The organism is Tolypothrix sp. PCC 7712, from assembly GCF_025860405.1.
Taxonomy (GTDB): Bacteria; Cyanobacteriota; Cyanobacteriia; order Cyanobacteriales; family Nostocaceae; genus Aulosira; species Aulosira diplosiphon.
In genome coordinates this window covers 7,162,694-7,175,064 of sequence record NZ_CP063785.1, presented here as the reverse complement: position 1 = coordinate 7,175,064, position 12,371 = coordinate 7,162,694, and the positions used below count along the sequence as shown (strand labels likewise).

General features: G+C 40.6%; 7 protein-coding genes. 3 read left to right on the top strand and 4 right to left on the bottom strand.

Going from position 1 to position 12,371, the window contains the following annotated elements:
* Window positions 1-4: 4 nt before the first annotated feature.
* A complete protein-coding gene (locus tag HGR01_RS29415) occupies window positions 5-262 on the bottom strand; it encodes an RNA recognition motif domain-containing protein (RefSeq protein WP_045872159.1) in 258 nt (85 codons plus the stop codon).
* 460 nt (window positions 263-722) lie between these two features.
* Here HGR01_RS29415 and HGR01_RS29410 point away from each other — a divergent pair, with 460 nt between their 5' ends.
* Entirely contained in the window at window positions 723-1,760 is a 1,038-nt protein-coding gene (locus HGR01_RS29410) for a CHAT domain-containing protein (protein WP_045872160.1), read from the top strand.
* Between the two features lie 1,153 nt (window positions 1,761-2,913).
* Here HGR01_RS29410 and HGR01_RS29405 read toward each other — a convergent pair.
* Window positions 2,914-3,057, bottom strand: a complete 144-nt coding sequence (locus HGR01_RS29405) for a hypothetical protein (protein ID WP_155539433.1) — start codon at window positions 3,055-3,057, stop codon at window positions 2,914-2,916.
* Window positions 3,058-3,559: 502 nt separating this feature from the next.
* Between HGR01_RS29405 and HGR01_RS29400 the strand changes: the two genes are divergently transcribed.
* Entirely contained in the window at window positions 3,560-5,575 is a 2,016-nt protein-coding gene (locus tag HGR01_RS29400; protein ID WP_052335293.1) for a caspase family protein, read from the top strand.
* A gap of 259 nt (window positions 5,576-5,834) precedes the next feature.
* On the opposite strand, the gene HGR01_RS29395 is transcribed toward HGR01_RS29400, so the two are convergent.
* Together HGR01_RS29395 and HGR01_RS29390 are read right to left on the bottom strand one after the other, a co-directional pair.
* Window positions 5,835-9,410 carry an AAA-like domain-containing protein gene (locus HGR01_RS29395; protein WP_045872161.1) on the bottom strand — a complete coding sequence of 1,192 codons (3,576 nt, stop codon included), beginning with the start codon at window positions 9,408-9,410 and terminating at the stop codon, window positions 5,835-5,837.
* Window positions 9,407-10,696 (bottom strand): AAA-like domain-containing protein, encoded by a 1,290-nt coding sequence (locus HGR01_RS29390; protein ID WP_045872162.1) that lies wholly within the window; start codon window positions 10,694-10,696, stop codon window positions 9,407-9,409. The genes HGR01_RS29395 and HGR01_RS29390 overlap by 4 nt, the downstream gene beginning before the upstream one ends.
* Window positions 10,697-11,126: 430 nt before the next feature.
* Between HGR01_RS29390 and HGR01_RS29385 the strand changes: the two genes are divergently transcribed.
* A complete protein-coding gene (locus HGR01_RS29385) occupies window positions 11,127-12,302 on the top strand; it encodes a hypothetical protein (protein WP_045872163.1) in 1,176 nt (391 codons plus the stop codon).
* Window positions 12,303-12,371: the final 69 nt, after the last annotated feature.

Genomic DNA, 12,371 nt, shown 5'->3' with positions numbered 1-12,371 from the left:
ATTTTCACTTGTTTTCAGGCTGATCAACGCCGACTAGTTCCCCTCTGAATGAACCAACATATATGTCCTTACCACGCCAATTTCTTTTATTTAATTTTTCAATAGCATCTTTTTCCTCTTCATCATTACCTAGCTCCACATAGGCAATACTCTCATCATTTTTGATATCTATACGATGTATTTTAATTATTCTATAGTGCGAAAAAAGTTCGTCTATATCGGATTCAGTAGTCGAAATTGGTAAATTGCTGACCTTGAGCATTTTGAATACCCCTGATTAATTCAAATTGTGAACTGTTCACGGAGAGTAGAACTTTCGCATAAACACATTAAACTTTTGTTGAAAAAGCTTAGGAGTGTAGTACAAACACAATTTTACCATTAAGTATCTAAAAGCTCATCGGCTATAATGTCCATTGTTTCGTAAATGCAATCACGCTCATTGAGTTTTTTCCAAAATTAAATGGAATCTAAGTAGTAATCAAAAATTAAATATACATGTTTCTTTTTAGTGCCAAAGAATGGCTGTAATAACCTCAAAGCAATAGCTAATATTAATTTGCTTAAGTAATAAATGTATATTTTCTTGTTTTTTTACTGATACACAGAAAGATTGTAGATACCGTGTACTGAGACGTATATTTTACAAAATTTCGGAAAATATATATTTAATCTGTATTAAAATTTCGAGCACATATTAAAAAACCATATCAAATAACACCGTGAAAAAAATCCTCATCCTCTCCGCTAACCCTAAAAACACAGCAAATCTGCGCCTAGATGAAGAAGTGCGGGAAATCAAAAACACACTTGCCATATCTCCCCACAGAGACGAATTTCAAATCATCACAGAATCTGCGGTAAGAGTAGATGATTTAACCCGCTTCCTGTCTCACCATCAACCAACAATTGTTCACTTCTCCGGACATGGTTCTGGTACTGATGGATTAGCCTTGGAAGATAATTTTGGCAACGCGCAACTTGTCAGTACTCAAGCCCTGGCAAAGCTATTTGATTTGTTTCAGCAAAAAGTTGAATGTGTGTTACTCAACGCCTGCTACAGCGAGGAACAAGCCACAGCAATTCACCAACATATTGATTGCGTGGTGGGGATGAATCAAGCGATTGGGGATCAAGCAGCAATTAAATTTAGCATCGGATTTTATACTGCTTTCGGGGCTGGAATGAATTATGAAGATTGTTTTCAAATGGGTTGTACCTCCATTGACTTGCAGGGAATTCCCGAATACGCAACCCCAGAAATAAAAATTCGGCGACGGCGTTATCAGATTGAAAAACTAACAAATCCAGCGAAATTTGATGACTCTAATAGTATGAATCATGACAACAAAGGCGGGCAAAACCTTTCAATTTCGATTGGGGGTAATGCCACTGGTAGCGCAATTCAAACAGGAGATAGCAACACTGCAAACATCAATTTTCAACAAGTCAGTTTACCCGCACCTGCAACTGTCAACATAGAGGCAGAAATCAACGCCTTACGTGAGATTATAGCGAAATTAGAAACCTCAGACCGTCGTAAAATTGATAATGCCTTTGAAGATGCCCAAGAGGAGCTAAATAAGCCACAGCCAGATAAAGATGAGGTAGGTGATGCATTAAACCGAGCTTTGAAATACGCCAAAAAAGCCGAAGGGTTTGCATCTACAATAGGAAGACTTCAGCCCCATATCACTAAAATTACTGCATGGCTAGGTGCTAATTGGCACGATTTGTTAAATTTGGTGAATTTAACCTAGTAGTACGCCAAGTTGCCTTGGCGGGGTAAAGGGGAAAGGGGAAAGGTGAAAGGTTTTTGTCCCTTACCCTTTTCCCTTTAACCTTTCCCCAACCTCCACCTAACATTTTTGGGTTGGCAGACTACTAGGTTTAATATATCTGCAAGCGATCGTCAATTCATTACCAAGGAGTTTTTCAAAGCCACACCACTCAGTTTTAAAGAATACATAGACAAAAAGAGATTATGTTTACCTCTATTTTCTCCTCCATTTAAGCTAAACCAAATCCAATACTGCTCGGTTAAGGATTTTCAACTCGGAATTGGGTTTGGGGAAAAGGTGAAAGGGTAAGGGTTAAAGGTTTTTTCTTGCCCCTTTTCTCCTTCCCCTTTTGCCCTTAACCGACAAGTATTGAAACCAAATCTAGTTTGCATAATCTGAAATTGTATATTTCTTGTGGGGGAGCCACTGTGTTGCGCGGGTTCCCCGCGTTGTAGCAAGTGGCGTTGGGCATCTTGCCAGTGGTGTCAACTTAACGTGAAACCCTCTTGGTTGCTAGGTTTAGCCCTCACCCCCAGCCCCTCTCCCTGTGGGTGCAAGAGATTTAGTTCCCCTTCTCCTCGGGGAGAAGGGGTTAGGGGATGAGGGCGCGAGGTATTTGTACAACGCCCGCCCAATCTATACAAGTTAAATGTGGAACAGCTTAAGCGATTGCTCTAACCCCATAAAAGGGAAAAACATCTGCTTGGGGATTATTGTATCTTGAGCTATTAAAGCTTCAAATCATTCGTAATTATAATTTGATAGTTGATTGTCATGTTAATTTTCTAAATCCTCCAAATATTCAATTAGTAAATTATTCAAGCCTTGTTAAGAAAAGTCTTGAATGATTTTTCAAATCAATAATTCGCACTTACTTTTGATTTTAACAATTATCCTACTGAGTAATCTCATATTAATCTCATATAAATTCTCATACAAAAACCCATAAGTCATAGAAAATAAGATTAATATGATAAAAATATTTTTGTTGTTGCGTAACAAAAGCATGATTTGAAGTCATTTGCTGTACAATATCTAGAGTATGGTAGCTGTATTCTATGCATAAAAAAGACAAACTATCTCTGTGTATAGGAGGGAGTTACTCTACAAAATTATGTGAACTGACTCAAAATTACAGATGCGATCGCAGTCCAAAAGCCTTGATTAAATAAGGTTTTAGCCTCATTAGCCATTCATGATCGCCGTGCCAAATAATAAAATTTATGCCAATTATATAATGATTATCATTAATAATTTGGGATTTATAGCTAGTCATAGCAGTAATTTTGTCCCTCAACTACGCCATAATCTCATATCCAACAATGGCATCAATTCCCAGCTTTGGGAATATAAATACTTGCAACTTCACCCCCATAAATATATTACTGACGGGAACAGGCAAAGTTTTACTTATGATTTTGATTTGCTAATACTGCTATTGCAACCTTAAGCAGTGCTGGTGTAATACAATCGATTATTCTATGTGCAGTAACTCGGGAATAGCAATTATATAAATTAAATTTTCTTATAGTAAATTACTATCGTAAATTTGCTAATGCTGTTAATATACTCTTAAATGCTGTTCTGTAAATTTGTACGAGCATCATCTCTAGGAAAATAGTAGCTATATAAATTGTGTTGCATACGAGTTAAGACGTATGGAGCTACTACTCATAGTTTGTGTGGGCTAACTATGAGCTAGCCAGATTTGAGCAGAGTAAATCAAAACAGAAATTAGACAAATTTAACTAATTGAACTAGAACGTCAACAAAAGACTATGACGCGTAATTTATATGCTTTGCTGGTTGGAATTGATGAATATGTACGTCCTGTTTCTCCATTGCAGGGTTGTGTAAACGATGTAACTGCAATCAAAGAGTATTTAGAAGGACGGGTAGATAGCGATGGATATCAGCTTCATTTACGTACACTTTTAAATAAAGATGCGACTCGGGAGGCGATCATTAATGGTTTTCGCCAACATTTGTGTCAAGCGGAAAGCGAAGATGTAGCGTTTTTTTATTATGCAGGACATGGTTCTCAAGAAGAAGCCCCGCAAGAGTATTGGACTATAGAGCCAGACAGACTCAATGAAACACTGGTTTGTTACGACAGTATGAGTCCGGGGGGATGGGGTTTGGCAGATAAGGAAATAGCAAAGCTGATTGCAGAGATTGCCCAGAAAAATCCTCACATTACGATTATTATGGACTGCTGCCACTCCAGTTCGGGCACGCGTGGTGATATTGAAGCAGATACTGCAGTGCGGAAAGCTCCTATTGATCGCAGAAAACGTCCATTAGAAAGCTACATTGTGTCTCATTTAGAAGCTGAACAACTATTAACTGAACGCAGTCTGCTAAAAAAAACCACAGGTTGGAATTTACCACGAGCAAAACATATTTTTCTAGCAGCTTGTCGCGATCGCGAAACAGCGAAAGAATATACTATCAATGGGCAACGCCGGGGAGCATTTTCTTACTTCCTAGTAGATACTTTGAAAAAAGCCAATGGCAGTTTAACTTATAGAGATTTATTCAAACGTACCCATGCTTTAGTTCAGAGTAAAGTTTTAGCGCAATCTCCGCAATTAGAAGCCACAGAATTAGATGATATAGAACAACCCTTTTTAGGAGGAGCGATCGCTCAACATCAACCCTACCTAACTGTCAGTTATCACAAAGAGTATCAGTGGGTAGTTGATGGGGGTACGGTTCATGGAATTCCCCAACCCTCTGGGAATGAAACAACTTTACTGGCATTATTCCCCTTTGACAGTTCCCCCGAACAGATGGAGAAATTGTCCGCAGCTATAGGTGAAGCTAAAGTGATCGCAGTTATGCCACATCTGAGTCTAGTGCAGATTAGCGGTATTGCAGCTTTAGAACCAGAGATGACTTTTAAAGCTGCGATCGCTAGTCTACCTTTACCACCTAAAGGAGTTGTGATTACTGGTGAGCCAGCAGGAGTAGAATTAGCCCGCACCGCCTTACTGACAATTAGCACCAGAAACCAGCCCTGGCTCTATTTGAGGGAAGTTGCAACTCCGGAAGAGGCGGAATTTAAGTTACTGGCGCGTAATGGACAATATGCAATTACTCGCCCAGCCGACGATCGCCCATTGGTTGCACCAATTCAGGGTTATACAGAAAAAAATGCCTTGCAAGCAATTGAGCGATTACAGCATATTACCCGTTGGACAAACATTGCTGAACTCTCCAGCCCCGCTACCAGTAGTATTCCCTCCGATGCAGTGCAAATAGTAATTTATCAAGAAGGGCAAGAACTGAAAGCTCCTCAAATTAACTTGCATTATCAACTGCAAAATGGTAGATGGAAAGGCCCCGCTTTTAAACTCAAACTCAAAAATACTAGCAATCAAGAACTGTTTTGTGCCCTCCTAGATTTAACAGATAGCTATGCAGTGATTCCAGAATTATTAGAAACTGGAGGTGTTTGGCTCAAACCAGGAGAAGAAGCTTGGGCATTAGGAGGTGCAAACATCTATCCTACTGTGCGAGAAAAACTTTGGCAGCAGGGAATCACTCAAAGCCAAGATATTCTCAAGCTGATTGTTAGCACTGCTGAGTTTGATGCTACCTTACTCAGACAAAATGAACTAGATTTGCCTTTCTTCCCGGAAAGAGCAGTAGGACGAGGACGTGGAACCTTAAACCGTTTAATGAAGCGCGTCCAATCTCGTGATTTGAGAGCCGTACCAGAGAAAGAAGAATTCTATGATGACTGGATTACCAGTCAAATCCAAATTACTACAGTGCGCCCTAGGCCATAACAGAGTTCAAAATAATAAAGTTCAACAATTTCAGAAGCTACAACCCTTAATTTTTGGTGATCCATTACAGATGCTGAAACAGGACTTACGCAAGCAAAATTTGTCATTGCGACTGGAACGAAGTGTAGGGAAGCAATCCCAGAATCTCAGGCGATTACGTCGCTGCGCTCGTAATGACGTAATTACGTGACTTTTGCGTAAGTCCTATGAAAAAATAAAGGTTGCTATTTTGCATAGCTTGAAAGCCTGTACTTTTCAGCTATTGGTTACGACAAGATGGGAGTTGCAGCAACTGTTGGGGATGGTTCTGGAAATAGTCGCCCAGCCAATTGCAACCTTGGGTGAGGAGATCGTCAAGATTCAAGTTCCAAGAATAGAGCATTGACCCACTACTAGAAATCAAACGGTTGCCATCTGGGGTAAAATTGAGGAATGAATTAAATGCCCCACCCATAGGGATGCGAGTGATGGGTGTACCGTCGGCTTGCCAGATATGGATTGTGCTATCGATAGTCTTGGCAATCAACAATTGCCCGTTTGGGCTAAATTCAAAGCGACCAATTTGATTAGTTTCAAGTGTGTGAATGAGCGTACCATCAGAACGCCAAACTTTGATATTTTGATCAATTCCCACCGTCGCCAACTGCTTTCCGTCGTTACGGTGAGCGATATCAATAATCGCTGCGCCATGATTGAGGGTTTGGATGAGATTACCCTCAGCCGACCAAATTACTAGTTTACCAAAGCGATCGCCAACCATAAATTGCCCACTGGGGGAAAATCCCATTGCTGTGAGTTCATGGGGTTGTCCTGATAAGGTTTTGAGCAGTTTTCCGTCTCTTCTCCACAGGCGCAGGGTGGGTATGGGGTTATTGCTAGAAGTTACTGTTATATAGGTTTGATTGTTGGGGCTAAAGTAGAGCGAATCGGCATCTTTGATAGTCTTTAAAAATTTACCTTCCCTACTCCAAAGTTGGATTTTATCGGGTTGATTACCAGAAATTGCCAACTCTTTGCCATCAGAACTAAATTCGATTCCTGGCTTATAATGAGCCGCATCCATTTCTTGAATTAGATCCCCATTCGCTAACCTGAATTGTATTTTTTGCTGACGAATAGATAACAAAACTAAACGCGAACCATCGGGACTAAATTTAATAATACTTTCTGGTAGATTAGTTTGTATTGTTGTGATTTCGCTGCCATCTGCCTTATATAACGTCATTTCTCCATTGAATTTTGTGGCAGCAATTGTCTGTCCATCAGGACTCAGAGTCGCATCCATAATTCTATTTTGGGCATCAGATTTTGCCCCGGCAATTTTTAGTTTCTCACCCGGTAGTTGTATGCGGTTGATGCGTTGCTGATTTCCCACAACCACACGGGGAGTTTGTATTTGTGGTGTCAATGGAGTCGAGATTTTTTGAGGATGGATTTTCCAGAGTTTCAGCATCCCATCTGGATGACTTGTGGCGATGACAGAACCATCAAAGCTAGAACTAAAACCAGAAACTAGCAGTTGATGAGTTTTGATTTCTGCTTGTAAAGTTCCGTCTGGATGCCATAATTTGAGGCTGTTGAGATTTGCGGAAATGTAAGCGCCATCTTTGGTGCGGAAATTGTGCCAAAGGTTATTGCCTAAATTATGGTTGATGTTAGGATAGGTTTTGATTAACGCACCAGTTTTAATGTCTCTAACTTCCGGTTTTCCTTGGGCATTGATAAACACAATCGCATCGCCTTCTAAACTAATGGTAAGGTTAATACCCTGTTGAGGTGGAGCAATTTGCCTTGTATAAAGTAATTTCCATTGCAAATTCAAGACTGCAACTTTGCCAAAGGCGTTGACTACTACAATATTGTTATCATTTGTGAACCGGACATTGGTAAGATTTTCATGATCGAGTTTTAGCTTATTGACAAGAGTACCTGTTTTGAGATGCCAAACCTGGATTTCATAGTCGGAGTCAGCAGATAAAATATACTGACCATCAGGACTAAAACTCAAAGAAGTAATGGAAATCGGGAAGCCTTGGAGAGTTTTAGTTTTGTGAGTTTTGATTGTCTGAATTTTCTTTCCCTGTATTGTCCAAAGAGTTATCGCCCCGTCTTCTCCTCCAGTTGCTAACTGTTGTCCATCACGGCTAAAAGCGATCGCTACCGCCGGACTATCTAGATGCCAACGATTCTGCTCATTAATCGTGGCAAGAACAGTTTGTAGGGCAAATAAAGGCGTGTGGGTGGGTAAATGTTTAAAAGAATGCTGTTTGGTCAATTGTTTGAGTCTTTGCGCTGATTTCATCGCCCCTAGCAAATCCTTCAGTTGGTTCCCATCTGCACGCACTTGCAAAATTCGGCTTCCTTCTCGTTCTAAATTTAAGATATCTGCATTAGTTTTGAGTTGCTGCTCTGATTGCTGGAAATAGAAAAACGTGCCGATGGTGCTAATTACAGCCGCAGAAAGCGCGATCGCCCCAATTCGCAATCGTTTTTTGGTTTGATGTTGTACGGTTTTTAATCGCTGAATTGCTTGAGTTTCTTGTTGTATCGCTGTTTGGGTTTTGGATTGGGCGATCGCTAGTTCTTGGGCTTGACTAGCAGACAAAAATTGATAATCACTATGACTCAAACTCAATCCTTTTGCCCAAACCAACGCCCACTGTAATGCTTCATTTTGCAGTAAATATTTAGCATCTTGAGAAATTTCCCAAGCGGCGATTTCTGCACCATAGGGACGGATAGCACGCAAAGCTTGTTCTGTCCAGGTATAATCAAAGACGGTGGCGTAGATGCGGTTATAGATACTCAATTTGCCTTGACGTTTGACAACCAAACCAGAAAGACACAACTGCATCAACTCCCAGCTATCTTCAGCCGAAAGTTCCCCTTGATTGAGCAATTGCTGATAAAGTCCTAATGACCAACAAGCCAAAGATTTATTGTGGAGAATGCGATCGCGAATTGTTTGAAAATGCTGCTGTCGATCATTTGCTAACCAATGTTCGATCATTTGCGATCGCACAATCGCTTCTACTGCTGAATTTTCCCATCCCGATGCAATAAAAGTATTTGATGTATTAATTAGTTGACATAACCATTGAGTTAAAAATGGTTGTCCACCAGTCCAAGCTAAAATTTCTGCCATCACCTTGGTAGGATTTGCAGCCACCTCAATTAAGCCTTGTTCCAGGGGTTTGGCTTCAGACAATTGAAAACCTGTAAGTTCGATGGCGCGACTATCTACATTTAGTGGTGTAAATTTATTATCGGCGATTAAATCAGTGGGTGTCGCCACACCAAATAGGGCAAAGGTTAATCGCTGAAATTGGGGTTTATCAGCGCGTTTGTTGTAGCAGGCTCTTACAAAAGCAAAAAAATCATCCTTAAATTCTAGATTGAGAATACTGTCAATTTCATCTACAAAAACGATAATTTGCTGAGATATGTTTGCTAATAAAACTTCTTCCACAAATTTACTCAGCCGTAAAAATGGATGTAGCAAAGCATTTTGAGACCACCAAGATTCTAAATCAATTTCAATGTTGAGTTCACTAGCGAAATGGCTGACAAATCCACCATAAAATTCATCTGCACTCACTTGATAAACGCAGAGTTCACGCATTTCAAAGGCAATACAAACAAATCCTTCTGACTGTAAGCGCGACATGGTACGCACTCGTAAACTTGATTTACCCATCTGTCTAGAGTTGAGAACATAGCAAAATATTCCCGCTTTTAGTCCTGTATATAAATCACTATCGGCTTGACGATGAACGTAAATTTCAGTACCTTCTCGTAAACTACCACCGACTTGATAATGGTTGTAATTGTTCATGTTTGAATTCCCAAACGTTCACGAAAATATTGACGGTAAAGTTCGTAGCGTATAGATACTTGGTGTTGCTGTAGCTGGATTAATCCCAAGTCATAGAGTTTCACTACATCATCGAGATAGAAGTGCGGTTGAATGGAAATAGCAGCATCAGCTGAGGCGATCGCTTTTAATGGTGCAAGTAAATGAGAATGAGTTTGTAGCTTATGCCATTGTCTTTCTAGATGGCTGCGGTAGATACTATTGGGAGTTGCTGCGGTATTGAGCAATTGCTCAAGGGAGGTTGGGTTTTGAGCCAGAAATTGTAAAGTCAAGGTAACAAGGTAAGGATGTCCGCCAACAATTGCAGTTAATTTTTTTATCTCTTGCTGACTCCAGTGCAATTGATACTGATTTAGTAAAGTGAGGATTTCTGTAGAATTTAGTTCTGTAAGCTGAATTTCTGTACCTGCGTTAAATGGCGATTGGTTAATGTCAATTTGGGTGTAAACTTCAGTGTGTAGAACTATCAAACGTAACTGAGTCCAAAGCAATTTGGTTTTAGCATCTTCATGCCAAGTTCTCAGCATTCCGAGAAATTCACCAGCAATTAATTGATGAGCAAATAGACGATCCACTTCATCTAAGGCAATGACTAAAGGGATATCATCAGTTAAGAGATATTTTTGTAAATAAGTTCTAGACTTGATTTTGCTATTGCCTAAACTTTTTCGCCAATGAGTTTCCATATCCACTGTTAAATTCAGCGCATAGGTGACACTGGCAATAAACCACTGTAAGAAACTATCTAAACTGTCAAAATCATCAGCAACCGCATCCCGCAAATTGATAGCGATCGCTCGATACCCTTGTTTTTGAGCATACTTGAGAACTTGCGCCATAAGTGTGGTTTTACCAAACTGAATCGGTGCTTTAATACGAAGTAATGCCCCTGGTTTATCAATCTCTGCACAGCAAAATTCCCACTGAGATGGTTGATGCTTAATTCCCTGGTAAGATTGGGGCTGATGGGTTTGCCATCGTCGCTGAAGGGCTTGGCGAAAATTGGTTTTTTTCACCTCTTCTTGGAGTGCTTCTGAAAGCAATTGCCACAATCGCCCGCCGACTTCACTAACATACTTCACGGTAAGATAAGACTCAGCCGCGATCGCTTCATAGGTTTTACCTTCCCATGCACCCTGCAAAACTTGGATTTCCACATCACTCAGATGCTTTTGCGTAGTCTGTACCATCAACTCATCGACGAGTTGTTGAGCAGCATTCCATTGAAATCCAGCGTCTAAGCTCATAACCCTACATTAGAAAGCGATGTTTATCTTCTAACATAGGATTTCTCAATAATTCTCCCTAATACCCAAACAACCAGAACAAACCGTTATCACTTAGTGATGGAGAATAGTTAGCGGGGTTTTTCCGGAAAAAACCGGAATTTACCGCCTCAAACAACCAGATTTCCTCCGGCTGACAATGACAGCAAGCGTCAAGCATCATACAAATATGACTGCAACTACTGAAATATTTATTCAGATGCGTAGGTTGGGTAGAACGCAGTGAAACCCAACATATACAAGGCTTTGGGGTGTTGGGTTTCGTTCCTCAACCCAACCTACATCTGAAATATGTATTTTGTTTCCAAATCTGTAACTCAATTCTGAGTCTGAGTATTCATTAGCTAAGTTGAGACTGCAATATTTACTGATATTTCTTAATCAATATTCTATGCTGCAACACTTTTCCCACCAATTCTTAGTAAAATCAACTATTATCGGATGTCTGCTGGTTTCTAGTTCGCTAGTTACTTTACAATGTAGCGTTGCTAATCCGCAAATTTTGACTACACCACAAGCAAAGACGATCGCTCAACAAGTGCTTCAAAATGCGATCGCCAAAGAGAAAGTTGATAATACTGCAAAAGTCGTTCAAGTTGCTCGAATTGCTAAGGGCGATACCTGGATGTACAATCCTGTACCTTACTGGAAAATTGCGATCGCCGATCAACGTCAAAATTTGGTTTATTTCACCACTGATAATGGTAACTTTAGAGTCTTGATGCAAAGGAACGGGCAAAACATCCATTCTCTGGGAAAACCTGCTCAAGAAGTTCCACCAACGGCAATGATAACAGCAGCGATTCAACAGGCGAAAGAGTGGGGCTATCCTGGAGAACCCGCATTAACTAATATTTCATCTGCAAAGACAACTTGGGCAAGCGGTTGTGAAAATATTTCTGCCCCTGCTGCTTGCGATCCCATTCTTCGCCGAGGCTGGAAAATTACCATTCCCCACCAACGCCAAAGTTGGGTATTTCGAGGTGAAACAGCCGATGATTTACAATTGATTGCACGTAATAATCCTGTGATTGAACGCGGTTTACCGATTCCGGTGGGTAATGAAATCAAGAGTATTGCCAGCAAACACTTGCAAATCTTACCCTCAGTTGTGCTGATTACGAAAATCGAGCCTCAAACCTTTACTGATAGCTGTTTAGGATTGGGTAATTTAGCCGAATCCTGCGCTCAACAAACAATCCGGGGCTATCGGGTAACGGTGGCGGGAAAGCCCCAAGCACGGCAAATATACCGGATTAGCAGTTATAAAGTTTATCTTCGCACCGAAGCGATCGCCGGACTTCCCACCCGTACTGATGACTTACCAACTGCGATCGCTCGCACAGTATTCAACGCCGCCCAATCAGACTTGAAACAACCCATTGCTAATCTTAGCATTTCCCAAGTTGCACCAAGATTCTATTGTTTCCGCAGTTCCACGGCTGCACCCAATGAACCTTGCATACCAACGCAGCGCCTTGACGGTTGGAATGTCACGGTGACAAATTTTCAGAAATCACTGAATTACACTGTGAATCTCAGTGGAAAGATTCTTCGCAAGAGATAGCTGAGTGCTGAGTATAAATCAATATAGCTACAAGGCTTTTAGTAATTAAAACCGCCCGAATTTAACTGA

What these genes read in the sequence shown, in the direction of transcription:
- HGR01_RS29415 (WP_045872159.1), bottom strand. Translation starts at nt 262, where the DNA reads ATGCTCAAGGTCAGCAATTTACCAATTTCGACTACTGAATCCGATATA.
- HGR01_RS29405 (WP_155539433.1), bottom strand. Translation starts at nt 3,057, where the DNA reads ATGACTAGCTATAAATCCCAAATTATTAATGATAATCATTATATAATT.
- HGR01_RS29400 (WP_052335293.1), top strand. Translation starts at nt 3,560, where the DNA reads ATGACGCGTAATTTATATGCTTTGCTGGTTGGAATTGATGAATATGTA.
- HGR01_RS29395 (WP_045872161.1), bottom strand. Translation starts at nt 9,410, where the DNA reads ATGAACAATTACAACCATTATCAAGTCGGTGGTAGTTTACGAGAAGGT.
- HGR01_RS29390 (WP_045872162.1), bottom strand. Translation starts at nt 10,696, where the DNA reads ATGAGCTTAGACGCTGGATTTCAATGGAATGCTGCTCAACAACTCGTC.
- HGR01_RS29385 (WP_045872163.1), top strand. Translation starts at nt 11,127, where the DNA reads ATGCTGCAACACTTTTCCCACCAATTCTTAGTAAAATCAACTATTATC.